Below are 24446 nucleotides of genomic sequence, written 5' to 3' on the forward strand. Positions count from 1 at the left end.
AGGACGCAGGATGCGGGGACGCGCCGTCAAGCTTTCGCCATCACGACGTCTGGTCGGAGACCTGATGCGGTTCTCGATCGGCGTGCCGCGCGTCACGGTGCAGCGGCAGATGAATCTCGCGCCGCTACAGCAAGCGAGGATGGCGCAGCAGAGCAAGACGTCCTGGACGGTGTTGTTCCTGAAGGGCTATGCCCTTCTCAGCCAGGACGTGGCGGAGTTGCGGCGTGCCTATGTCAAGCTGCCCCGGCCGCAACTCTACGAATATCCGGTCAGTGTCGCCTCCGTTGCGCATGAGCGCGAGCAGGAGGGCGAGCGAATCGTTCTGCTGAGCACGATCAAGGATCCGGAGCATCGGTCCATTGCCGAGATCGAGGGACATTTTCTTGCAGCCAGATCAAAGCCGATCCATGAGATCAAGGAATTCCGCAGGGCGCTGAAATTTGCGCGCGCACCCGGCCCGATCCGATGGCTCCTGATGTGGCTTGGGCTGAACCTTGGCCGTCAGCGCGGACGGCGCTTCGGCACATTCCAGCTGTCGGTCTATTCGGGCCTGGGGGCGGAGTCGTTGAACCCTCTAACGCCGCTGACCACCATTTTCAATTATGGCCCGATCTCCGAAGACGGAACGGTCACCGTGCGCATCCACTATGATCACCGGGTCATGGATGGCGCGAACGTTGCCCGTGCGCTCGTTCGCTTCGAAAGTATCCTGAATGGGGCGATTGCCGACGAAGTCCGCGGGATGGCTTCAGGCGAAGCGATCCCCGATGAGGCGGTGTCGGGGATGGCACCATGACAGACGAACAGCGTGAAGCATTGCGCCCCGCCGTCGTCGTGGTCGGTGGGTCCCGTGGCATCGGCCGGGCGATTGCCAAGGTGGCGGCCCGAGAAGGTGCGACGGTCGTCCTCGTTGCGCGGTCGCTGGATGGACTGGAGGCGGCTGCGGATGATGTGAAAACGGCAGGCGGCCCAGCATTCACCCTCTCGCTCGACCTGCTTGCGGCCGACGCATCGGCGCGGCTGAAGGACTTCCTTACGGCCAACGGCCTTGTTTGCGAGGTGCTGGTCAACAGCGCCGGCTATGGTTTGCGCGGTGCGGCAACGACACTGCCGATTGCCGACCAGCTTGGCATGGTCGACCTTAACATCCGGGCACTCACTGACCTGACCCTGCACTTCCTGCCGGGTATGGTGGCGCGTGGCCGCGGCGGCGTGCTCAATCTCGGCTCCATAGCAGGTTTCACGCCGGGTCCGAACATGGCGCTGTACTACGCCAGCAAGGCCTTCGTCCGCTCCTTCTCGGAGGCGCTGCATCAAGAGGTCAGATCAACCGGCGTGACGGTTACCTGCGTTGCGCCTGGGCCCGTTGCGACGGAGTTTCTGGAGCGGTCTGGTGCTGGTCGGGCGGCTCTGTTCAAGATCCTGCCCAAGCTCAGCTCGGACTATGTGGCCGAGCGCGCCTGGCGCGGGTTCAAAGCCGGACGCCGTCTGGTGATTCCAAGCCTTTCGGCGAAGCTGGTCGCCTTCGTGGCATCGTCGCTGCCATCGGCCGTGAAGGTGCCCTTGATCGGTCGCCTGCAACGGCGCAGTCGCGACCTGTGTCCATGCGGCTCGGGCAAGCCTTTCAAGGAGTGCTGTGGCTCGAGACAGGCGCGTCGAGGGGTCTGACCCTCGCGACCTCTATTAGCCAGGGCGTTTCGCCAGCATCATGTAGTTCACATCCATGTCCTTCGACAGATTCCACTGGTTTGACAGCGGATTGAAGAAGACGCCCGTGCGATCGATGATCGAAAGGCCATTGTCCGCAACCGGCTTTTCGATCTCTTCGGGACGGACCAGCTTCTCATATTGATGAGTGCCGCGCGGCAGCCACCGCAGGATATTTTCTGCCGCAAAGATGGCGAGCGCGGCGGCCTTCATCGTCCGGTTGATCGTTGCGACGAACATCAAGCCACCCGGGCGAACCATCTTTGCGCAGGTGCCCAGGAAGAAATCGACGTCGGCGACGTGTTCCACGACCTCCATGTTGAGAACGATGTCGAAGGTTTCGCCGGCCTCTGCAAGCTGTTCGGCCGTGACGGCACGGTAATCGACGGATACGCCTGAGGCTTTCGCATGGGTCGAAGCGATGCCGATGTTCTTTTCCGATGGATCTGCACCGACGACGCTGGCACCCATGCGGGCCACCGGCTCCGAGAGCAAACCGCCACCGCAGCCAATGTCGAGGACGCGAAGACCCTCTAGCGGCCTTGGGGAACGAACGTCGCGGCCGAAGTTTTCCGCTGCCTTATCGCGAATATAGGCGAGCCGCACGGGGTTGAACTTGTGCAGTGGCTTGAATTTACCGGTGGGGCTCCACCATTCGGCCGCCATCGCCGAAAAGCGGTCCACCTCTTCCTGGTCGATCGTGCTTTTTGCCGCTTCGCTCATGCTTTTGTCCTCGCATTCGTTCTGAGTGAAGTCGGACGAAGCTGTGAGGAAGTCAAGAGCTGACCGCGGGCGTGGTGCGCAAGCAACTCCCGGTGAAGGCGAAAGCCGTACTCCCTACACCAAGAAGATGAGAAGACGTTAAAGTTAACAATATGCTAATATACTGACAGTTTATCGGGGGTCGACCATGTCTCGCTTCTGTGGTGCTGTCGCTGCAGGTGTCTTCTTTGCTTTATTCGGTCCGCTGCAGGCTTTCTCCGCCGAGCCGGTTGGGCAGGCAACACTGATTCGAACCGAGGTTTCAGGCGAGACCGGCCCGCTGGTTGTGCGATCCCCCGTCCATAAGGACGAGCGCATCCGCACATCGCAGTCCGGCCTTGGACAATTCATCTTCAAGGATGGCACCAAACTGGCTGTCGGTGCGGGGTCGACGGTCGTGATCGACAAGTTCGTTTATGACGATTCGGCCTCCGTGAAGAGGCTTTCGATCAAGGCGGCGAAAGGCACGTTCCGCTGGATCAGCGGCAATTCAGCCTCGTCGGCCTACTCGATTGTAACTCCGGCCGGCACGATCGGGGTGCGCGGAACGGCGTTCGATTTCTACGTCGGCCCGAACGGTACGACGGCGATCGTGTTGTTGAACGGTGCCGCAAGTTTCTGCGGCCCAGGGGGCTGCAAGCAGTTGCGTCAGCAATGCGACTGCGTGGTCGCAACCCGCGGCGGCCGAATGACGGATCCGAGCAAGGTCGATCGCAGCACGCTGCAGACACTGAGTAATCCGCGAGCGTTGCCCTTCCTGTCCGGCGATCAGCAGCTTTCGGGCGCGCTCGGCGGCATTCGCACCAGTTGCGGGCTGGCGTCCCTGCGCCAGGACCGTCAGGACCGGCCCCGGCCGCAGCGGCAGGAGCGGCCGGCGCCGCAGGCACCCCAGGCGCCGCAGCAGGCGCCACAGGCACCTCAACCGTCCCAATTGCCGCAGACACCGCAACAGCCCCCGGACACGCCGGATCCACCCGACAAGCCGGACAAGCCTGATCACCATCACCACCACGACCGTGACCACCATCACGACTGGGATCACCATCGCGGTTGGGATCACTTCGGTCGAGGCCCTTTTGACCGCGACCGTGGGCGCAATTGGCGATGATGAGACCACGATCGCGATGGGTCGTGGTCGTAAGAGCCGCAATCAGGGTTCGAGGTGAAGCTTGGTTTCATGCGGCAGAGCCGCGCCAATACCGTCATCGTCATTGCCGGGACTGTCGCGGAAGTGGTCCGCCCGGCGCCCGAGGCGGCTATAGAATTGGGGCAGGGTCGCGGTTAGCTCGGCTGACTTGAGCTTGGCGATATTGAGCAGCTTGCGTGTCTCCGCCGAATGGGCGCGGAGCGCGGCGACAAGCTCCGTATGAATGCGATGCATCTCGGCAAATGCACTTGAACCGCGAACGTGCTCGCCACCGACAACGGCATAGAGGCGCGCCCGGCTGCTCTTGCCTTTCAGTCCGAGCAGGCCGGCGTCGAGGAGTGCGAAATGCGCCAGTTCGCCAGCCGTGGTTTCCGAGACGAGAATGTCGAAGCCAACTTCCTTGCAGGCGGATTCGATGCGCGCCGCGACGTTGACGGCGTCGCCGACGGCGGAATAGTTGAAGCGTGTTTCGGCCCCCATGTTGCCGACGCAGGCAAGTCCGGTGTGAATGCCGACGCCGATACCGACCTGATACTCCGGGCCGAAGCCGAAAGCATCGGATGCGTTGAGCGAAGCGAGCGTCTCACGCATGGCAAGGGCGGCGCGGACTGCCTTGGCAGGATGATTTTTGACGTCCACCGGGGCGTTCCAGAAGGCCATGATCGAGTCGCCGATGAATTTGTCGAGCGTCCCTTCATTGGCCGTCACGTGGCGGCTCAACGCATCGAGCAGCGTATTCAGGAAGCGGACGACTTCGGCTGGCTGCAGTCGTTCGCTGAGTTCGGTGAAGCCGCGCACGTCGACGAACATCACCGTCAGTTCGCGGTCGTCGCCGCCGAGCCGCATCGCATCGCGGCTGTGCTCGATCCGAAAGAGCAGCGAGGGTGAGAGATACTGCCCGAAGGCACGGCGGACTGCGCGCCGCTCGCGGTCGATAACGAGGATGCGGAATGAGGTGGCGGCGAAATGGGTGATTGAGCCGGCAATGATCGGCGCGAGCGGATCGAGCAACAGGCCCCAGGCGGAAAAGGCAAACCAGGAGGCCGCAAGCGCCAATGCCGTCAGGCATAGGCCGCAGGCAAGCGCCACAGCCGGGCTGACGAAGGTCGTCAGCACCACCAGGAGCGTACCCAGGATGGCAATCGCAAGAATTTCCAGTCCATCCGCCCAATCGGGCCGTGAGAGAAAGTGGCCGGTCAGGATCTGTTCGACGGTTTGGGCATGCATGGAAACACCAGGGACGTTCTGGCCGAGCGCCGTCGTGCGGATATCCTGCAGACCAGCGGAGGATGTGCCGACAAAGACGATGCTTCCTTCGATGGCGGCAGCGACCTGCGGATCGACGCCTTGTGGCGCCAGGATCTTGCCGGCGGAGATATAGCGTTGCGGGACATCAGGACTGATATACAGCCACAACTCACCGCTCGCAGTCACCGGTATGACGAACTCACCGATCTTGACCGATGTCAGTGTATCGGGAGCCTCGGGGGCGGCTGCCAACACATAGGTCGAAGCGCCCTGGGCGACACGCAGCGCCTCGATCGCCAGATTCGGATAGAGCTGCTCCCCATCCGTCAGAAAGAGCGGGACCTTGCGTACGACAGCGGAGGGATTGCCGGGATTGAGGCTGATGTGGCCGAGACCTGTCGCATTGAGCTGCAATTGCGGGCGTACCGGTGTCGCTGCGTCGAGCCGGGGCGGCGCGTTGACGGGGCTCTCGCCGGTGAAAGCGAAGCCTGCTTTGACCGGTGGCCGATAGTTACCCTCCGTCGTCAGGCCGAAGCCGAGCACCACGGGGCGTCCGGCGATCGCTTGGGCGAAAAGCTCGTCATTGTCGGGTAGTCGCCTCAGCAACGTCGGGTCGACGCCGGCGACATCGCGCATGACAGTGCGCGGCGAGAGACGGTCCGGTTCTGCAAACAGCACATCGAAGGCGATCGCGGCGGCTCCCAGATCGGACAGGCGCTCCACGAGAAGCGCCAGCCGGTCGCGCGGCCAGGGCCACTGGCCGAATTCCTTGAGCGAGGCCTCGTCGATATCGATGATGCGGACCGGTGTCGGCTCAAAGGCGCGCGGTGAGATCCGCTGATATTCATCAAATGTGACGTCGCGGATTTGCCGCAGCAGTGGTGGATCGCTTGCCCGCAGCATCGTGAACGCCACGACGATGGCGAGGCCAATAATAACGCCGATTTGCTGCGCACGCGTCATATGCAATCGGAGCCCTCGGGCCTGGAACCAAGTGGCGCCGGCGATAAAGGAGGCGCATTTCCGGGCGCGACTAGGCTGCCTGTTTCCACCGCGCGATGCAACTGCGCCTTTCGAGCAAATCAGCGACGCTGTTCAGTCGGTCGGAAACTCCTTGCCCAGGCGATGCGGGTTGTTGGTCTGCGAAGCTGCAGCCTCTGAATTCTCCAACGTCAGCATGCGCTCGTCATTTGCTCTGCGCGGCCCAAGAAAAGGCCTTCGCTCGGTCTCCGTCGCTCGCAGCGTGCTTCGAAGGCGCAGTAGGTCCTTCCGCGCAATCAAGCCATGAAGCTTGGCGGTCTGTGGATCCACGATCGGGATGCGGCCGGAGCCAGTCGACAACATCAGGTCAGCGACATATCCGACCGTATCGTCAGGATGTGCCGCGGGGATAGATGCGTCGGACACCATGTCGTCGAGACGTTGGTCGGAAAACGCGGCTGCGTCCTGCCATCGCAACGCATCGCTACCGGAGACCAGTCCCTTGAGGACACCGCTGCCGTCAACGACCGGATAAACCCGGTGCGTTCTTGCAGGCGTCGCGAAGAAGGCGCAGGCATCGCCGACTGTCATGCTTGCTGCAAGCGTGTCGACCTCCTTGATCATGATCTCGCGCGCACGCGTCAATTCGAAGGGATCAATGCCGTATTCTCGCGTGATGTGTTGGCCGCGCCGTGCGATCTTTTCGGTGAGGATCGACCGGCGAAGAAGGAGAACGGTCACCACGTAGGCTGCTACCGTGGCCGCCAGGAGGGGTACCAGCATCGAAACGTCGCCGGTGAGTTCGACGGCAAAGAACGTGCCCGTCAGCGGTGCGCGCATCGTTCCTCCTATCATTGCGGCCATGCCCAGCAAGGCCCAGAATCCCGGGTCGCCGGGAAGCACCAGGCCGACCAGCCATCCGAGGGCTCCTCCGAAGATCAGCAGCGGCGCGAGTACGCCACCGGATGTGCCCGATGACAGCGCCACAAGCCAGATGAATGCTTTCACAAGCAGGACCGCCAACACGGCCGACGGCAGAAGAGTGCTGTTCAGCAATCCTTCGATGATGTCGTAGCCGACTCCGAGGGCGCGAGGCTCGATCAAGCCGCCGAGGCCGATGATCAACCCGCCAATCGCCGGGCACCACATCCAATGGATCGGCAGGGCCTCGAAGAGATCTTCGATCTTGTAGAGCATCGTCGTCAACAGGCCGGATTGCAGCCCCGCAATAATCCCCATCGCAGCGCAGAGCGCGATGCCCCACCAGGGAAGGTCCATGTGAAATTGCTTGGGAAAAAGAGGGCCGGCCTGGAACAGGAAGGGGCGCCAGCAGATCGACACGCAGGCCGCGATGGCAACGGGGATGAAGCTTCTGGGCTTCCATTCGAAGAGCAGCAATTCTACGGCGAGCATGACTGCGGCAATCGGTGAACCGAAGATTGCGGTCATGCCGGCGGCCGCACCCGCGACGAGGAGCGTCTTGCGCTCGGCCGAGCTCAAGTGGAAGCATTGCGCGAAGAGCGATCCGATGGCGCCGCCCGTCATGATGATCGGCCCTTCGGCGCCAAAAGGTCCGCCGGTGCCGATGGAGATCGCCGACGAGAGCGGCTTGAGAATCGCCACCTTCGGCGACATCCGGCTGCCACCAATCAGGATCGTCTCGATTGCCTCGGGGATGCCGTGACCGCGGATCTTCTTGGATCCGAAGCGGGCCATCAGCCCGATAACAAGGCTGCCAAGGATGGGAATGGCAACCATCCATACGGAGCGCGGTGCATCAGCAAGCGAGGTGGCGGCAATACTGAAACGCCCGAACCACACGAGACTGGTGACCAGCGAAATCAGGCTCACCAGGACCCAGGCGGCGAACGCACCGCCGGAGCCGACCACCACGGCCATGCCGACCAGCGCGAGAACGCGTTTGTCCGTCGTAAAGTCCCCGGCCTCGCGCCGCGAGAGGCCGCCGGTAAAGTCATGTGGCCGGTGAGGGGTCGATTGCTCGTACATGGAGGATCCCGTTGAAACGCTTCTGTTCGACGTTGCAAATATATCGTGATACGATATAAATCAACAAGCAGATCTGGAGGCAGAAATGGTGTCGGGCAAAAACGGCAGCTTATCGGATGTTGACTATGCCGCGTTGGCCAACCTGAGGTACAGAATTCGAAAATTTCGCCAATTCAGCACCAAGGCGGCGGAGAAGCTCGGTCTATCGCCGCAACAGCATCAGGCACTACTCGCGATCAAGGGACTGGGAAGCGGAGAACAGATGAGCGTTTCAACCTTGGCGGCGCGACTCTTCGTCCCGGCTGCATCTGCAGCCGAACTTACGCGCTCGCTTGAGGGACGTGGCTATGTCACTATCGAAGTGAAGCAGAGGCGCCGGACTATTGTGCGGTTGACAGACAAGGCGGAAGAGATATTGCGACGGCTGACGCCTGCGCATCTTTACGAGATCCGGGAGATGGCTCCCGAACTCATGCTGGCGTTGCGCGTGCTCCAGGATCATCGAAGAATGGAAGTCGCCGCATGGATGCAATGATGGCCACGAGGGATCTGCATTGAGGACACCCGGAGAACGACTGACCGACGCCGACTACGAGGCCTTGTCCAATCTGCGCTACACCTTGCGCCGCTTCATGGATTTCAGCACGTCCGCGGCACAAGAGGAGGGGCTCCCAACGCAACAGCATCAGGCATTGCTGTCGATCAAGGGCCATCGCGGCGAAGACTCGATGACGATCGGAATGCTTGCTGAACGGCTGCTGATCGCGCCCCATTCGGCAACGGAGCTCGTTGGACGTCTGGTCACAGCCGGCTACGTGTCGCGTCGCACGGATCCGAACGACAAGCGCCGGCAGACATTGGAGCTCACCGACAAGGCAGAGCGTGTGTTGAAGCGCCTAACTGCTATCCATCTGACGGAAATCCGGGAGATGGCGCCGCAGCTGATTGACATCCTCAGGAAGCTGCAGGACGAAATCGAGCGTTGAAGGGAAGTCTCAGACCTCCGGCAGATTTCTCTCCTCTGCTGCGCTGCCCAACGCCCTCGAGGCTGAGGAGGCCTAGCCGGGGTGGCAGCTGCCACTTTTACCCGCCAGTTCCAGGGTGTCGCATTCTCCTTTCCACACCTTGCCACCCCCCAACAAACTCGCTAAGAGACGCGGCAACTTGGGCCCTTGGGGTGCAAGGCTCTAGAAGGGTTCCAGAAACTCCCAATTCCGGGCTCTTCGGCCATGCGGCTCCATGCAGGGTTCGTGATGCCGGGTCTGGCTTTGGTCTCTCTCGGCGCTAGGTCGTGGTAGAGGCATATGGCACGCATCGTAATGAAATTCGGCGGAACGTCCGTCGCTGATCTGGACCGCATCAAGAACGTTGCCCGCCATGTGAAACGTGAAGTCGACGCCGGCCACGAAGTGGCGGTGGTCGTCTCCGCCATGTCCGGCAAGACCAACGAGCTGGTCGGGTGGGTGCAAGGCACGCCAAAGGTCGTCGGCGCCAATTCACCTTTTTACGATGCGCGCGAATATGATGCCGTTGTTGCATCGGGCGAGCAGGTGACCTCCGGCTTGCTCGCGATCGCGCTGCAGGCGATGGATATCAATGCCCGCTCTTGGCAGGGTTGGCAGATCCCGATCCGTACCGACAACGCCCATGGCGCCGCCCGCATCCTCGATATCGATGGCTCCGACATCATCAAGCGTATGGGCGAGGGGCAGGTTGCCGTCATCGCCGGCTTCCAGGGTCTTGGGCCCGACAACCGCATCGCGACGCTCGGCCGCGGCGGCTCCGATACGTCGGCAGTTGCGATCGCGGCTGCGGTCAAGGCCGATCGCTGCGATATCTATACCGACGTTGACGGCGTCTACACGACCGATCCGCGCATCGTGCCGCAGGCACGCCGCCTGAAGAAGATCGCCTTCGAGGAAATGCTCGAAATGGCGTCGCTCGGCGCCAAGGTTCTGCAGGTTCGCTCCGTCGAGCTTGCCATGGTGCACAAGGTCCGTACCTTCGTGCGCTCCTCTTTCGAAGATCCCGATGCTCCGGGCATGGGTGACTTCTTGAATCCGCCCGGAACGCTGATTTGTGACGAGGATGAAATCGTGGAACAGGAAGTAGTCACCGGCATCGCCTATGCCAAGGATGAGGCTCAGATCTCGCTTCGCCGTCTTGCCGACCGGCCGGGCGTTTCCGCTGCGATCTTCGGACCGCTGGCCGAAAGCCACATCAATGTCGACATGATCGTCCAGAACATCTCGGAAGACGGCTCGAAGACCGACATGACCTTCACGGTTCCTTCGGGTGATGTCGACAAGGCGATCAAGGTTCTCGGCGAGAACAAGGAAAAGATCGGGTACGACGTCGTTCAGAACGAAGCGGGCCTGGTGAAAGTGTCGGTCATCGGTATCGGCATGCGCAGCCACGCCGGCGTTGCCGCCACCGCTTTCAAGGCGCTGGCCGACAAGGGCATCAACATCAAGGCGATCACCACCTCTGAGATCAAAATTTCGATCCTGATTGATGGTCCTTATGCGGAACTCGCTGTCAGGACTTTGCATTCCTGCTACGGTCTCGATAAGAACTGATTCTGAACGAGTCTGCCGCGCGTTCAAGTTGTGAAGTCACGCGGCTGTCGGCCGCGAGGCTTTGATGTTTGTTTTGGAGCTTGAGACGCAATGAGAGACCTTTCCGGCGGTCCGCGCGTGCTGCTCAAGCGGCTGCGCGAGTTGATGGCGGAGCCGCTGGAGCCGCAGGAGCGTCTCGATCGGATCGTTCGCCAGATTGCAGGCAACATGGTGGCGGAGGTTTGCTCCGTCTATGTGCTGCGCGCTGACGGCGTTCTCGAGCTCTATGCAACCGAAGGTCTGAAGAAGGAAGCGGTCCACCTGTCCCAGCTCAAGATGGGACAAGGTCTGGTCGGTACGATCGCGGCATCGGCGCAGCCTCTCAATCTCTCCGACGCGCAATCGCACCCGGCGTTCCGCTACCTGCCGGAAACCGGCGAAGAGATCTACCATTCGTTCCTCGGCGTGCCGATCCTGCGCACCGGCCGCTCGCTCGGCGTTTTGGTCGTGCAGAACAAGGCGAGCCGCACCTACCGCGAAGAAGAGCTCGAAGCGCTCGAGACGACCGCGATGGTGCTTGCCGAGATGATCGCCACCGGCGAACTCAAGAAGATCACCAAGCCCGGGCTCGAACTCGACCTGACGCGTTCGGTGACCATCGACGGCGACACCTATAATGAAGGCATCGGCCTCGGCTACGTCGTGCTGCATGAGCCGCGTATCGTCGTCACCAACCTTTTGAATGAGGATTCCGAGAAGGAAATCCGCCGCCTGGGCGAGGCGCTAGGGTCGCTCCGCATCTCGATCGATGACCTTCTGTCGCAGCGCGACGTTTCGATGGAGGGCGAGCACCGCGAGGTTCTCGAAACCTATCGCATGTTCGCCCATGACCAGGGCTGGGTGCGCAAGCTCGAGGAAGCAATCCGTAACGGTTTGACCGCGGAAGCCGCCGTCGAGAAGGTGCAGAGCGACACCAAGGCGCGCATGATCCGCATGACCGATCCCTATCTGCGGGAACGGATGCACGATTTCGAAGATCTCGCGAACCGCCTGCTGCGGCAGTTGACCGGCTATACCGGCCGCACAGCGGGGGACGGTTTCCCAAGCGACGCCATCATCCTGGCGCGTGCCATGGGTGCGGCTGAGTTGTTGGACTATCCGCGTGCCAATGTGCGCGGGCTCGTGCTGGAAGAAGGTGCGGTGACGAGCCATGTGGTGATCGTCGCGCGTGCCATGGGCATTCCTGTGATCGGCCAGGCCGCTGGCGTGGTGGCGCTCGCCGAAAACGGCGATGCCGTCATCATCGACGGCGATGGCGGGCATGTGCACCTTCGCCCCATGCCGGAGCATCAGCGCTCCTACGAGGAAAAGGTACGGTTCCGCGCCCGCCGCCAGGAGCAGTTCCGGGCGCTGCGCTCGGTCGAGTCGCGCACCAGGGACGGCCAGCGCGTATCGTTGATGATGAACGCCGGGCTGCTGGTCGATTTGCCGCAGCTTTCGGACTCGGGTGCTGAAGGCATTGGCCTGTTCCGCACCGAGCTGCAGTTCATGATCGCCTCCAACATGCCGAAGGCGGAAGAGCAGGAGCTGTTTTATCGCAATGTGCTGAAGCAGGCGGCCGGACGAGTTGTGACATTCCGCACGCTTGATATCGGCGGCGACAAGGTCGTTCCCTATTTCCGTGGCCATGAGGAAGAAAATCCGGCGCTCGGCTGGCGGGCAATCCGCCTTTCGCTCGATCGTCCGGGCCTGCTGCGCACGCAGCTGCGCGCCATGCTGAAGGCGGCGGCCGGCATCGAGCTGAAGCTGATGGTGCCAATGGTAACCGAGGTTTCCGAGATCGCCGCCGTGCGAGAACTGCTGCAGAAGGAGGTTCAGCACCTTTCGCGCTTCGGCCACGGCCTGCCGCGCAAGCTGCAGTTCGGGGCGATGCTGGAGGTGCCGGCGCTGCTCTGGCAGCTCGACGAGCTGATGTCGGCGGTCGATTTCGTCTCGGTCGGGTCGAATGACCTCTTCCAGTTTTCGATGGCGGTCGATCGCGGCAATGCGCGCGTGTCCGACCGCTTCGATCCGCTTGGCAAACCGTTCCTTAGGATCCTGCGCGACATCGTGCGGGCAGGCGAGCGCAACAACACGCCCGTGACCTTGTGCGGCGAGCTTGCCGGCAAGCCAATCTCGGCGATGGCGCTTCTCGGCATAGGCTTCCGTTCGGTTTCGATGTCGCCAGCATCGATCGGTCCGGTCAAGGCGATGCTGCTCGGTCTCGAGGTTGAGACGCTGGCGAAGGTGATGAACGAGGCGCTTGACGACACCAAGTCGGCGACTTCGATCCGCGATGTGCTTGCCCACTTCGCGGAAGCTCACAATATTCCTCTTTAGGTCAAGACAAGCAGAATCGGAGTGAAGGGTGGCGAAGCTTCCCGTTGAAAAGATGCGCGAGCTGGAACGCCGTTTTGGCGAGATCGAAGCGCGCATGTCGGCTGGCCCCTCGGCTGACGTCTACGTCAAGCTCGCCTCCGAATATTCCGAGTTGCAGCCCGTCGTCACGAAGATCCGCGCCTTCGAGAAGGCAATTGCCGAGCTTGCGGACCTCGAAACCCTGCTGAACGACAAGTCGGTGGACCGTGAGATGCGCGATCTGGCCGAACTGGAGCTGCCCGAGGTGAAGGAGCGGCTGGAGGCGCTGGAGCAGGAAATCCAGATCTTGCTGCTGCCGAAGGATGCAGCAGACGAGAAGAGCGCTATTTTGGAAATCCGCGCTGGCACCGGCGGTTCGGAAGCCGCACTCTTTGCTGGTGATTTGTTCCGGATGTATGAGCGCTATGCAGCCGCCCACGGCTGGAAGGTCGAAGTCCTGTCGTCGAGCGAAGGCGAGGCGGGCGGCTTCAAGGAAATCATCGCGACCATCACCGGCAAGGGCGTATTTGCCAAGCTGAAGTTTGAATCCGGTGTTCACCGTGTCCAGCGCGTGCCGGAAACGGAAGCCGGCGGTCGCATCCACACTTCGGCCGCGACCGTCGCGGTTCTGCCGGAGGCGGAGGAAATCGACATCGAGATCCGGCCAGAAGACATCCGCATCGATACGATGCGCTCATCCGGCGCTGGCGGCCAGCACGTCAACACCACCGACTCAGCGGTGCGCATCACCCATCTGCCGACCGGCATCGTCGTCACCAGTTCCGAGAAATCGCAGCATCAGAACCGCGCCAAGGCGATGCAGGTTCTGCGTTCGCGTCTCTACGACGCCGAGCGTCAACGGGCCGAAAGCGAGCGTTCCGCCGATCGCAAGAGCCAGGTCGGTTCCGGCGATCGCTCCGAACGCATCCGCACCTACAACTTCCCACAGGGGCGGGTGACGGACCACCGGATCAATCTGACACTCTACAAGCTCGACCGGATGATGATCGGCGAGATAGACGAGGTGGTCGACGCGCTGATGGCCGACTATCAGGCAAGCCAGTTGGCGCAACTCGGCGAGCAGCAATGAGCATGAGCGGGAAACAGGCCGAGGCTACGGTTTCCCAAATGCTGGCCGAGGCTCGCCGTCGTTTCACTGAAGCCGGTGTCGACAGTGCTTCGGCTGATGCCCGTATGCTCGTCGCAGGGCTGCTTGGACTTTCGACGACCGCCATCGTAACACGTGGCGGCGAAACCGTCAGCACAGAGCAGATGGCAATGATCGAGCAAGCCATCGAACGCCGGCTGGCGCATGAGCCTGTTCACCGCATTCTCGGCGAACGGGAATTCTATGGCCTGCCGCTGTCTTTGTCTGCGGAAACCCTTGAGCCACGGCCTGATACGGAAATTCTCGTCGATACGATGCTTCCTTATCTGCGCGACCTTGCAAATACCGAGGGCCATATCCATATTCTGGACCTAGGAACCGGAACCGGGGCGATATGCCTTGCTCTGTTGAGCGAATGTCCGGAAGCGTCAGGCGTCGGCAGCGATATATCGGCCGATGCATTGAAGACGGCGAAATCAAACGCGGAAAGAAACGGATTGCAGGATCGCTTCGAAACCATTCAATCCAGTTGGTTTCAGAATATCCACGGCTCGTTTCACGCGATTGTCTCAAATCCGCCCTATATCGCTTCTAAGGTCGTTCACACTCTCGCTCCCGAAGTGACGAAATTTGATCCCCATGCCGCACTGGATGGCGGCCGGGATGGGCTTGACGCCTACAGAACCATCGCCAAGGATGCGGCAAGGTTCATAAAGCCGAACGGCGTTGTGGGACTTGAGATCGGCTACGACCAGCGAAACGACGTGACAGACGTTTTCGAGGCTGAAGGCTTCAAGCTTCTGGAATCCGTAAAGGATTACGGCCAGAATGACCGGGCGCTTGTGTTCGCGCTCAAGTGATGCGCGACGACTTTAAGCACTGAACAGGACATTGGTGTCATTGCGAAGAAAAGGCTTGGATTTCCACGGGAAGCAATATAGGTTGACCCCACGCGTTGGAGAGATAGGACAGAACGGTGAGACGTTCGAAACTAACTCGGCCTCGGGGGTCCGCTCTTTTAAACGAGAGCTTCAAAGGTTGAATACGACCCAATGCGTGAATCAGTCAAACTGACTTGAGAACAAGCGGCAGGTTGGCGCGAAGGCGCAGTATGCTTGCGGCACGAGGGCTCTGAGCCGGTGAACCGGCCACGGCCGTTGGTGCCATAACTCCACAACAAACAGAGAATTCAGGTGAACGATCTATGAGGCCAGGACAGCAGAACAAGCGCGGTCGCGGGCGTGGCAATAACAACGGCGGCGGCGGCGGCGGAAATAACAATAACAACAATTTCAACCGCAAGGGCGGCAACCCGTTGACGCGGACCTACGACAGCTCCGGCCCAGACGTTAAGATTCGTGGTACCGCGCAGCATATCGCTGAAAAGTACGCACAACTTGCGCGCGACGCGCAGAGTTCGGGCGATCGCGTTATCGCTGAAAACTACCTGCAGCACGCCGAACACTATAACCGCATCATTGCAGCCGCTCAGGCGCAGATGCAGGAGCGCTTCCAGCGCGACGACCGCAACGAATTCAGTGAAGGTGCGGAGCGCGATGGTGACGATGTCGAAGCCATCGACAATGACGATGTTGTCATCGTCCAGCCACCGCGTCACCAGCACGAGCATCAGCAGCGCCGTTCGGAAGAACAGTCGCAGCGTCGCAACGACGAGCAGCCGCGCCGCAACGAAGACCGCCAGCCGCGTCGCCAGGAACAGCAGCCGGCCCCGGTCGCAGCTGAAGCGCCGCAGCCCGAGGTGAACGATGGCAGCGGCCCGCAGCCGGAGATCGAAGGTATTCCGGCAGAGGTTTCGATGGACGAGGAAAGTGCTGCAGGCCAGCCGCGCGAGCGTCAGCCGCGTCGCCGCACTGCCGGTAGCCGTCCGCGTCGTCCGCGCCGCGCTGCGGAAGGCGAGGCTCCGGCCGAGGGTGAAGGTTCCGGCGATGCGCCTGTTTTGGCGGATGCCGCTTCGGAATAACCGGATCGCTTCAACGATCCGAGCTAATGGATAAAAGGCCGCTCTATGGAGCGGCCTTTTGCGTTTCTGCCGCCGTCTCGCCTCCGACCGTTAAAGTGTCGTGCATTTACCGTAACGTACTTACGTCTACGCTGTGGCTATGCCTCTTTGGTTCGCGCCGATGCATCTCATCACCAGACAACATTCCAAAAGTTCACGTTTGACGGGAGACACGCGAAATGGCCAGCGACGACAGCGTACGATCATCCTCCTCCGACGCCAGCAACCTCACGCGCCGTAATCTGCTGATAGGGTCAACAGCCCTTGCCGCCGGGGCCGCCACGGTCGCCAGCATGGTGAGTTCCGCAGCAGCCCAGGCGCAGACGGCGGCGGCACCATCCGGCAAGAAGCCGAATATTCTTGTCATCTTCGGCGATGACATCGGCATACCGCAGATCAGCGCCTACACGATGGGGCTGATGGGCTATCGCACGCCCAATATCGACCGCATCGCCAGGGAAGGCGCAATCTTCACCGATTCCTATGGCCAGCAGAGCTGCACTGCGGGCCGCGCCTCCTTCATTCTCGGGCAAGAACCATTCCGCACCGGCCTCTTGACGATCGGCATGCCCGGCGATCCGCACGGCATTCAGGACTGGATGCCGACGATTGCCGACGTGTTGAAGACGCAGGGCTATGCGACCGGCCAGTTCGGCAAGAACCACCTCGGCGACCAGGACCAGCACCTGCCGACCAAGCATGGCTTCGACGAGTTCTTCGGCAACCTCTACCACCTCAACGCCGAGGAAGAGCCGGAAGGCTACTTCTACCCGAAGGACCCGGCGTTCCGCCGGCAGTTCGGTCCGCGTGGCGTGATCAAGTCAACTGCGGACGGCAAGATCGAAGATACCGGTGCGCTCAACACGAAGCGTATGGAGACGGTCGATGAGGAATTCCTGGCTGCCGCCAAGAACTTCATCGATCGGCAAGCGAAAGCTGACAAGCCGTTCTTCTGCTGGTTCAACTCGACCCGCATGCACGTCTTCACCCATCTGAAGCCGGACTCGCTTGGAAAAACCGGCAAGGGCATTCATGCCGACGGTATGGTGGAGCACGACGGTCACGTCGGCCAGCTTCTCGAGCAGCTGGATCAGCTCGGCATCGCCGACAACACTATCGTTCTCTACACGACCGACAACGGCGCCGAGCTTGCCTTGTGGCCTGATGGTGCCCAGACGCCGTTCCACGGTGAAAAGGGCACGACATGGGAGGGCGGCTTCCGCATTCCGATGATGGTTCGCTGGCCGGGCGTCGTCAAACCCGGGACCGAGGTGAATGAGATCGTTACGCTAATGGATTGGATGCCGACATTCGCGAGCGCCGCCGGGATATCCGACATCAAGGAGCAGATGAAGGCAGGGTTCAAGTCAGGGACTAAGGATTTCAAGGTTCACCTGGACGGCTATGATCTTTTGCCTTTCCTGAAGGGTGAGGCTCAGAGCGGCCCGCGCGATGTCGTCTACTACTTCGATCAGGGCGGCAATCTCAATGCGCTTCGCTGGAACGACTGGAAGCTGAGCTTTGCCATCGCGAGCCACGGCAACATTGCCACGGCCACCCGTGAAGTCCCAGCATGGGCTATGATCGCCAACCTGCGAATGGACCCCTACGAGCGTGGCATGGAGGACGGTGGCGGAGCGATCGAGTTCCTTGCAAGGAACATGTGGCTGCTCGTTCCGATCCAGGGGAAGATCAAGGACTTCTTCTCAGACTTCGACCAGTTCCCGTATCAGGAAGGCAGCTCGCTCAATGCCAGCGGCATCAACTACGGGCTGCTTCGCCAGCAAGCGGCACTGAAGCGGTTGAATGAACTCGAGCGGCTTGCCCCGCAATAGGCAAACACCGCGACAGCCCGCGCCGGCCAAACGGCGCGGGCTGTCCTCACCAAAGAGGGACGGTCCGATGGTGGTTGAGTTGCCGCCGGGCGCCTATATCGGCCTGATCAACGACCATAATCTCCCCGGCCCGGATGGCGGAAAGGGTGGAAAGCACCTCATCCTGCTGCCTGACTACAAGGGCAAGGTGCCAAAGGGCTACCATGTCGGGAAGTCGGCCACCTACAAAGTTCTGCTTGCTGTGCGCGCTCTGCCGGTCGGTGGCGACCAGGACAAGGCGCTGAAGGCGCTGCACGCCATCAAGGTCTACCCTTTGAGTACGGCCAGCAAGCCGAAGCCAATCGCGATCGTCGACACCACCGAGAAGGCAATGGACAGCACCTCTCTCAAGTGGGAGGACAACATCCAGTTCTGGGAGGTATTGCAGCGGATCATCGATGAGGAACCCCTCGTCGAGAAATTCACACCGATGTAGGGCTTCTTGCGACGCTCGGTATCTAAAAGGGCAAGCCGTTCGCACCTGATGCCCGTACGAAAGCTATCCTCGAAAAAGCTGCGAAGGTTGGTCGTGACCAGCTTCTCGTATCGGCGTTCGATAGCGATCGGCCGGACCGCTTTGCGTGGCCGGACCGCAAATGGGAGTGGGTCGGCCTGGCTCCCAACGCTGCCCAGTTCGAGACGCCGATGGGCGTCGATCTGGAGGCACATGATCGCTGGTTCGCACAGGCGATCGTCACGCCCGCAATGTTCCACCGTTCGGCCGGCGCGGGCTCGGCTCTATTGGCTCGGTGCTCGCGACGCTAGCGGTGCGTTTCTGGACGGAGCAAGAACTACAAGCTGACGATTCCCCAGCCCGTCCCGGGCAAGCTGCTCTGGTCCGTGACGCTCTATGACGCGCAGACTCGCTCCGACGTGCAGACGGATCAGGACAAGGCGGCGCTCCGCTCGCTCTTTGAGTTGAAGGACATCGACACGTCAAAGCCGGTCGACCTCTATTTTGGTCCAACGGCGCCGAAGGATGGCGAAGGCCGTTGGATCAAAACCCAGTCCGGACGTGGCTGGTTCAGCTACATCCGCATCTACGGACCCACGCAGCCGGCCTTTGACGGCTCCTGGAAGCCCAACGACATCGAAGAAATCAAGTGATTGGATGGCTGCCGGCAGCCGACATGGCTCCGGCGGAGACAGGACATGAAATGAGAACCCCCGGTCGCAAAGGCCGGGGTTTTTCACGTCATCGCCTCTTTAAACTTTTGAAATCCTCTACCATATCCAGCCCAGGTTCGTCAGCCGCAAATCCCAACCGCGGCGGAACAAATGGGCTTGCCATTTAAGGGAGCTCAATCTCAGTCATCGGCCTGTGCCTTATGAGGGCAGGGCGATCCATGGAGGTACAGCATGAATATCGAAAAATACTCCGAGCGGGTGCGCGGTTTTATTCAGTCCGCCCAAACCTATGCGCTTGCGCAGGGACACCAGCAGTTCACACCCGAACATGTACTGAAAGTGCTGCTCGACGACGACCAGGGCATGGCCGCCTCGCTGATCGAGCGCGCCGGCGGTGATCCCAAAGCGGCGCGCCTTGCCAACGATGCCGCACTTGCCAAGCTGCCGAAGGTATCCGGCGGCAACGGGCAGATCTATCTCGCGCAGCCGCTTGCCAAGGTGCTTTCCACTGCCGAAGAGGCAGCGAAGAAGGCCGGCGACAGCTTCGTCACGGTCGAGCGCCTGCTGCAGGCATTGGCGATCGAGTCTTCGGCTTCGACGTCGACGACGCTGAAGAATGCCGGTGTGACCGCGCTGGCGCTCAACCAAGTCATCAATGAAATTCGCAAGGGCCGCACCGCTGACAGCTCGAACGCCGAACAAGGCTTCGACTCGCTGAAGAAGTATGCCCGCGATCTGACCGGCGAAGCCCGCGAGGGCAAGCTCGATCCGGTCATTGGCCGTGACGACGAAATCCGCCGCACGATCCAGGTTCTCTCCCGCCGCACCAAGAACAACCCCGTGCTGATCGGCGAGCCTGGCGTCGGCAAGACCGCCATTGTCGAAGGCCTCGCACTGCGTATCGTCAACGGCGACGTGCCTGAATCACTCAAGGACAAGAAGTTGATGGCGCTCGACATGGGCGCGCTGATCGCCGGCGCGAAATATCGCGGCGAGTTCGAGGAGCGGCTGAAAGCCGTGCTTAACGAGGTGCAGGCCGAAAACGGCGAGATCATTCTCTTCATCGACGAAATGCACACGCTGGTTGGTGCCGGCAAGGCGGATGGGGCGATGGACGCCTCCAACCTCCTGAAGCCTGCGCTTGCGCGTGGCGAGTTACACTGCGTCGGTGCGACGACGCTCGACGAATACCGCAAGCACGTTGAGAAAGATCCGGCCCTAGCCCGCCGCTTCCAGCCTGTCATGGTTGAGGAGCCGACGGTCGAGGACACGATTTCGATCTTGCGTGGCTTGAAGGAAAAGTACGAGCAGCATCACAAGGTCCGTATCTCGGATTCGGCCCTGGTTGCGGCTGCGACGCTTTCCAACCGCTACATCACCGACCGCTTCCTGCCCGACAAGGCGATCGACCTGATGGACGAAGCCGCTGCGCGGCTGCGCATGCAGGTGGATTCCAAGCCTGAAGAGCTGGACGAACTCGATCGCCGCATCATGCAGCTGAAGATCGAGCGCGAAGCGCTGAAGAAGGAAACCGATACGGCGTCTGCCGACCGGCTGACGCGGCTTGAAACCGAGTTGACTGGCCTCGAGGAAGAAGCCGACGCCCTGACGGCCCGCTGGCAGGCGGAAAAGCAGAAGCTCGGCCTCGCCGCCGATCTGAAGAAGCAGCTGGATGAGGCCCGCAACGATCTGGCGATCGCCCAGCGCAAGGGTGAGTTTCAGCGCGCCGGCGAGTTGACTTACGGCGTCATTCCGGAACTGGAAAAGAAGCTCACGGAGGCCGAACAGCAGGACAGCGATCGCAGCGCCATGGTGCAGGAGGTCGTCATCCCCGACAACATTGCGCATGTCGTTTCCCGCTGGACCGGTATCCCTGTCGACAAGATGCTGGAAGGCGAACGCGACAAGCTTCTGCGTATGGAAGACGAGCTGGCGAAATCGGTGATCGGCCAGGGTGATGCGGTTCAGGCAGTGTCGCGGGCGGTGCGCCGCGCGCGCGCCGGCCTGCAGGATCCGAACCGGCCGATCGGCTCGTTCATCTTCCTCGGCCCGACCGGCGTCGGCAAGACGGAGCTGACCAAGGCGCTTGCCCGCTTCCTCTTCGACGACGAAACGGCGATGGTGCGCATGGATATGTCGGAGTACATGGAGAAGCACTCGGTGGCCAGGCTGATAGGCGCGCCTCCCGGCTATGTCGGCTATGAGGAAGGTGGTTCGCTGACGGAAGCCGTTCGCCGGCGGCCGTATCAGGTCGTTCTTTTCGACGAGATCGAAAAGGCGCATCCTGACGTCTTCAACGTGCTGCTGCAGGTGCTCGACGACGGTCGCCTGACCGACGGTCAGGGCCGGACAGTCGATTTCCGCAACACGATGATCATCATGACGTCGAACCTCGGTGCTACGATGTTGACGGAGCTACCCGACGGTCATGACACAGATGAGATCCGCGAGCAGGTGCTGGACGTCGTGCGCGGTCACTTCCGGCCGGAGTTCCTAAACCGTATCGATGAGATCATCCTGTTCCATCGCCTGAAGCGCGAGGAAATGGGCGCGATCGTCGATATCCAGCTGATGCGTCTGGTGGCATTACTTGCCGAACGCAAGATCACACTCGAGCTCGATGACGATGCCCGCAATTGGCTCGCCAACAAGGGTTACGATCCGGTCTATGGTGCGCGGCCGCTGAAGCGGGTGATCCAGAAATACGTGCAGGATCCGCTCGCCGAACAGATCCTTTCCGGGCAGGTTCCGGATGGTTCGACGGTGAAGATCACAGGCGGTACGGATCGGCTGCTGTTCCGGACGCGGAATTCCGCGGTCAACGAAGCGGCCTAAGGCCTCGACAACAGGAAAGAAAATGGCGGCCCCGGGCCGCCATTTTTGATGGACGCTACTTGCTTGCCACTTGTGGCGGCGGCTGGTTGCCGAGGAGGGTGTCGATGCGCTGCCGCTCGTCCTCGAATTTTGCCAACGCCTCACCCTTCAACGACTTGCCGCCTGGCAGGCGCACGCGCAGCGGATCGACCTTGGTGCCGTTGACGATCATCTCGTAGTGCAGATGCGGACCGGTGGATTCGCCGGTCGTTCCAACCCAGCCGATTACCTGGCCCTGACGTACCTTGGAGCCGGGAACGACGCCCTTGGCGATGGCGCTCTGGTGATTGTAGGAGGATTCGTAGCCGTTGGCGTGGCGGACGATGGTCTGGTTGCCATAACCGCCGGAATCCCAGCCGGCCTTCTCGACCGTTCCGTTGCCGACTGCGATAATCGCCGTGCCGCGCGGTGCCGCCCAATCGACGCCCGTATGCATGCGGGCAAAGCCCAGGATCGGGTGCCGGCGCATGCCGAAGCCTGACTTGAAGATGCCGTTCGGAACGGGATTGCGCAGCAGGAATTGCCGAATGCTCTTGCCGTCCTGATCGAAGTAGTCGATCGACCCATCTTCCGCATCCTGGAAGCGGTAGAAGCGGGTCTGTGTGTCGCCGAAACGCGCGTTCACATAGAGTAGCTCGGAATCCTCCGTTGCCTGACCGCTGGAATCGGCGACGGAAAAGAAGGCTTCCAGCGTGTCGGTCGGCCGCAGCTCCGCCTGGAAATCGACGCTGCTTGCCAGCAGCTTGATGATCAGGGCGGTCATGTCCTTGGTCATGCCGTAGGACAGTGCGGCACGATAAATGCCGTCATAGACGCGTGGCAGATTCTGGTTGGACGGGACCGATGTCGAATTGTCGTCGAAGGCGGTCGTGACTGCGTCGATCTCAGGTGGTTCACGGCCGGCCACGAACCGATCGTGGTCGTCAAGCGCCACGGTGACAAGATGGCGCGTGCCGCGATAGATGCTGGCGCGGATGATCTTTGCTTGTTCGCCTTTCTGCAGGATGCCGATGCGCAACACATCGCCCTTGGAGAGGTCGTCCGATCCGATCATCGGTGAGAGGTAGCCTGCCAGCCCCTTGGCCTGCAGTTCGGGATAGCCCGAGTCCGTCATCGCCTTGATGATCGAGGTCGACTGGCGCACCGGGATGATGTCGTCGGCGAATTCCTCGGTCTGCGGCGTGATCGATTCCGGTGCGGAGACCGTCATGTTCTGCTCGAGGACGCGCGCCGTCAGGCCGGCTGTCAGGTCAACGTCGTTATCGTCGTTGGAGAAGCGGCGTGGGTCGACATAGTAGAGTGCTGCCACTTGGGCGGCGCCGTCGGTCAGGATTGAGCCGTTGGAGCGCACATTCTCCTCGATCTCGTCGAGCGTCATGCCGGGCGCCACCTGGAGATCGGATCTCGTCGTGGGATAGGCCACGGTCTTCAGGCTGACTTCGGACTCCACGTCTGAACCGTAGATCTGCCCGGTGCGAACGGTCGGCTGCGCGTCCGGCTCGTCCGCCGAGAAGATCGTCAGCGGATTGAAGCTCGGATAGTCCTCGGTCGCGACGTGGTTGGCGGCAAGCGTCATCTTCACACGCGCGAAGGGCTGGCGGCGGACGACCTCCTTGTCGCCCTCGTGCACGACGGTCGAGACTTCCATGATCTTGCGGTCCGACGGCTTGGCGGCAATCGCGGCTGCAATCAAACGGCTGCCGCGCGTTACATCAGTATCTGCGTTGGCTTCGGCATTGATATTGGCGTAGGCCTCGGCGGGAATCGCCAACTGCTGGCGGCCGTCGAGTGCCGCAAACAGCGCCACGCCCATCAGCACGCTCGAGGTAATGCCGGTGAGGAACGTACCCGAAAGCCAACGCAATGAAACCTCGCGGCGGTCGGGCGCGCGTCTGCCATCAGCGAGAAGCGGCGGCTCGTTGCCGAACGAGCGGATCATCATCTTCTCCGTCATCATGGCAGGTGGATCCGCGTCCTTTCGGTAGGCTTTCTCGGGCAGCTCTAGTTGGCGCCGAAAAGTGCATAGTTTGCCAATAGAAGTCAAATGGGACGCCTGCGCGCATCCAAATGATCAGCCCTTGAGACCATCCGATTGTGAAGATGTGAGGGCGAAGGATCTCGTCATCGGATTTTTGCGCGCTATTTCCCGACAAATGACCCGGCTATCGGCGCGATCCAAGGGGACAAAAGCGCCACTTGGAAAATCGCTCTTAGAATTCAATGCGATGCAAGAATTCTCGTTTTTTTTGAAAACGGCTGTTGACTTAGAAAAGGGGTAGGATCTATAAGCCCCCTCACTGAACGAGGGCGGCGGCGCTGCTGGCGACGAAGTCCTTCGCTCTCAAGTTTCTTTTAAGATTGGCTTTGGTGCTGATTGGTTCCTTGGACTTTTTGGTTTGAGGCGAGGAAATTCGACCGGGGTATCTGGTCTGTTATTTGACAATTGAAGATGAGAAGAAAGAGAAACGTGGGCGGCGGAGCTTGCGGGACCGGAAGAGATTTCGGTTCTTGAAAGAGACTTTGGCGGTCACGTTTATCAAGAGAAGTTACACTGGTTTTTGACGCATGGGTTTTGGCCTTTGTGTTTGGAAAACAGGTGTGAAGTTCTCGTCGATTCAGAACGTGACGTAAATGC

The 24446-nt window shown here is 61.0% G+C and carries 18 protein-coding genes; 14 read left to right on the forward strand and 4 right to left on the reverse strand.

Features of this window, described 5'->3' with window-relative positions; translation table 11 throughout:
• Positions 1-10: 10 nt before the first annotated feature.
• Together IB244_RS05400 and IB244_RS05405 are read left to right on the forward strand one after the other, a co-directional pair.
• The gene (locus IB244_RS05400; protein ID WP_192242063.1) at positions 11-796 is read left to right on the forward strand and encodes a hypothetical protein; all 786 of its coding nucleotides are present in this window, start codon (positions 11-13) and stop codon (positions 794-796) included.
• Complete coding sequence (locus IB244_RS05405) at positions 793-1668, forward strand: SDR family NAD(P)-dependent oxidoreductase (RefSeq protein ID WP_113471538.1); 876 nt, start codon at positions 793-795, stop codon at positions 1666-1668. The genes IB244_RS05400 and IB244_RS05405 overlap by 4 nt, the downstream gene beginning before the upstream one ends.
• A 15-nt stretch (positions 1669-1683) precedes the next feature.
• Here the strand turns inward: IB244_RS05405 and ubiG are convergent, their stop codons facing one another.
• A complete protein-coding gene (ubiG, locus tag IB244_RS05410) occupies positions 1684-2430 on the reverse strand; it encodes a bifunctional 2-polyprenyl-6-hydroxyphenol methylase/3-demethylubiquinol 3-O-methyltransferase UbiG (protein ID WP_018857862.1) in 747 nt (248 codons plus the stop codon).
• A gap of 187 nt (positions 2431-2617) precedes the next feature.
• Here ubiG and IB244_RS05415 point away from each other — a divergent pair, with 187 nt between their 5' ends.
• Positions 2618-3577 (forward strand): FecR domain-containing protein, encoded by a 960-nt coding sequence (locus IB244_RS05415; protein ID WP_192303287.1) that lies wholly within the window; start codon positions 2618-2620, stop codon positions 3575-3577.
• A gap of 42 nt (positions 3578-3619) precedes the next feature.
• On the opposite strand, the gene IB244_RS05420 is transcribed toward IB244_RS05415, so the two are convergent.
• Together IB244_RS05420 and IB244_RS05425 are read right to left on the reverse strand one after the other, a co-directional pair.
• Positions 3620-5827: a CHASE2 domain-containing protein gene (locus tag IB244_RS05420; RefSeq protein WP_169681323.1), complete on the reverse strand. Its 2208-nt coding sequence runs from the start codon at positions 5825-5827 to the stop codon at positions 3620-3622.
• A gap of 132 nt (positions 5828-5959) precedes the next feature.
• Entirely contained in the window at positions 5960-7852 is a 1893-nt protein-coding gene (locus IB244_RS05425) for a chloride channel protein (protein ID WP_192303289.1), read from the reverse strand.
• 85 nt (positions 7853-7937) lie between these two features.
• On the opposite strand from IB244_RS05425, the gene IB244_RS05430 reads away from it, so the two are divergent.
• From IB244_RS05430 to clpB, 11 genes are all read left to right on the forward strand, one after another.
• On the forward strand, positions 7938-8387 hold the full coding sequence (locus IB244_RS05430) for a MarR family winged helix-turn-helix transcriptional regulator (RefSeq protein WP_018857866.1): 450 nt from the start codon (positions 7938-7940) through the stop codon (positions 8385-8387).
• A 19-nt stretch (positions 8388-8406) separates the two neighbouring features.
• The gene (locus IB244_RS05435; protein ID WP_018857867.1) at positions 8407-8838 is read left to right on the forward strand and encodes a MarR family transcriptional regulator; all 432 of its coding nucleotides are present in this window, start codon (positions 8407-8409) and stop codon (positions 8836-8838) included.
• 318 nt (positions 8839-9156) lie between these two features.
• Positions 9157-10431, forward strand: coding sequence for an aspartate kinase (locus tag IB244_RS05440; protein ID WP_018857868.1), 1275 nt, complete (start codon positions 9157-9159; stop codon positions 10429-10431).
• A gap of 90 nt (positions 10432-10521) precedes the next feature.
• Positions 10522-12789: a phosphoenolpyruvate--protein phosphotransferase gene (gene ptsP, locus IB244_RS05445; protein WP_018857869.1), complete on the forward strand. Its 2268-nt coding sequence runs from the start codon at positions 10522-10524 to the stop codon at positions 12787-12789.
• A 28-nt stretch (positions 12790-12817) separates the two neighbouring features.
• Positions 12818-13897, forward strand: a complete 1080-nt coding sequence (gene prfA, locus IB244_RS05450; RefSeq protein ID WP_018857870.1) for a peptide chain release factor 1 — start codon at positions 12818-12820, stop codon at positions 13895-13897.
• A complete protein-coding gene (gene prmC / locus IB244_RS05455) occupies positions 13894-14775 on the forward strand; it encodes a peptide chain release factor N(5)-glutamine methyltransferase (protein ID WP_018857871.1) in 882 nt (293 codons plus the stop codon). The genes prfA and prmC overlap by 4 nt, the downstream gene beginning before the upstream one ends.
• A gap of 344 nt (positions 14776-15119) precedes the next feature.
• Complete coding sequence (locus tag IB244_RS05460; RefSeq protein WP_113471543.1) at positions 15120-15896, forward strand: DUF4167 domain-containing protein; 777 nt, start codon at positions 15120-15122, stop codon at positions 15894-15896.
• Positions 15897-16114: 218 nt separating this feature from the next.
• Complete coding sequence (locus tag IB244_RS05465) at positions 16115-17770, forward strand: arylsulfatase (RefSeq protein ID WP_018857873.1); 1656 nt, start codon at positions 16115-16117, stop codon at positions 17768-17770.
• A gap of 67 nt (positions 17771-17837) precedes the next feature.
• The gene (locus IB244_RS32020; protein ID WP_026371857.1) at positions 17838-18245 is read left to right on the forward strand and encodes a DUF1254 domain-containing protein; all 408 of its coding nucleotides are present in this window, start codon (positions 17838-17840) and stop codon (positions 18243-18245) included.
• A gap of 404 nt (positions 18246-18649) precedes the next feature.
• The gene (locus IB244_RS32025; RefSeq protein ID WP_026371858.1) at positions 18650-18916 is read left to right on the forward strand and encodes a DUF1214 domain-containing protein; all 267 of its coding nucleotides are present in this window, start codon (positions 18650-18652) and stop codon (positions 18914-18916) included.
• 252 nt (positions 18917-19168) lie between these two features.
• On the forward strand, positions 19169-21772 hold the full coding sequence (gene clpB / locus IB244_RS05475) for an ATP-dependent chaperone ClpB (protein ID WP_169681319.1): 2604 nt from the start codon (positions 19169-19171) through the stop codon (positions 21770-21772).
• 55 nt (positions 21773-21827) lie between these two features.
• Here the strand turns inward: clpB and IB244_RS05480 are convergent, their stop codons facing one another.
• On the reverse strand, positions 21828-23768 hold the full coding sequence (locus IB244_RS05480) for a M23 family metallopeptidase (RefSeq protein ID WP_018860468.1): 1941 nt from the start codon (positions 23766-23768) through the stop codon (positions 21828-21830).
• Positions 23769-24446 lie beyond the last annotated feature (678 nt).

Source organism: Rhizobium sp. RHZ02, assembly GCF_014851575.1.
GTDB lineage: Bacteria > Pseudomonadota > Alphaproteobacteria > Rhizobiales > Rhizobiaceae > Rhizobium > Rhizobium altiplani.

Coding starts and splice junctions, on each gene's coding strand:
- ptsP (WP_018857869.1), top strand. CDS start 10,522: ATGAGAGACCTTTCCGGCGGTCCGCGCGTGCTGCTCAAGCGGCTGCGC.
- IB244_RS05465 (WP_018857873.1), top strand. CDS start 16,115: ATGGCCAGCGACGACAGCGTACGATCATCCTCCTCCGACGCCAGCAAC.
- prmC (WP_018857871.1), top strand. CDS start 13,894: ATGAGCATGAGCGGGAAACAGGCCGAGGCTACGGTTTCCCAAATGCTG.
- IB244_RS05415 (WP_192303287.1), top strand. CDS start 2,618: ATGTCTCGCTTCTGTGGTGCTGTCGCTGCAGGTGTCTTCTTTGCTTTA.
- IB244_RS05480 (WP_018860468.1), bottom strand. CDS start 23,768: ATGATGACGGAGAAGATGATGATCCGCTCGTTCGGCAACGAGCCGCCG.
- IB244_RS05440 (WP_018857868.1), top strand. CDS start 9,157: ATGGCACGCATCGTAATGAAATTCGGCGGAACGTCCGTCGCTGATCTG.
- IB244_RS05405 (WP_113471538.1), top strand. CDS start 793: ATGACAGACGAACAGCGTGAAGCATTGCGCCCCGCCGTCGTCGTGGTC.
- IB244_RS05425 (WP_192303289.1), bottom strand. CDS start 7,852: ATGTACGAGCAATCGACCCCTCACCGGCCACATGACTTTACCGGCGGC.
- IB244_RS05430 (WP_018857866.1), top strand. CDS start 7,938: ATGGTGTCGGGCAAAAACGGCAGCTTATCGGATGTTGACTATGCCGCG.
- IB244_RS05400 (WP_192242063.1), top strand. CDS start 11: ATGCGGGGACGCGCCGTCAAGCTTTCGCCATCACGACGTCTGGTCGGA.
- IB244_RS05460 (WP_113471543.1), top strand. CDS start 15,120: ATGAGGCCAGGACAGCAGAACAAGCGCGGTCGCGGGCGTGGCAATAAC.
- IB244_RS05420 (WP_169681323.1), bottom strand. CDS start 5,827: ATGACGCGTGCGCAGCAAATCGGCGTTATTATTGGCCTCGCCATCGTC.
- ubiG (WP_018857862.1), bottom strand. CDS start 2,430: ATGAGCGAAGCGGCAAAAAGCACGATCGACCAGGAAGAGGTGGACCGC.
- IB244_RS32020 (WP_026371857.1), top strand. CDS start 17,838: ATGGTGGTTGAGTTGCCGCCGGGCGCCTATATCGGCCTGATCAACGAC.
- clpB (WP_169681319.1), top strand. CDS start 19,169: ATGAATATCGAAAAATACTCCGAGCGGGTGCGCGGTTTTATTCAGTCC.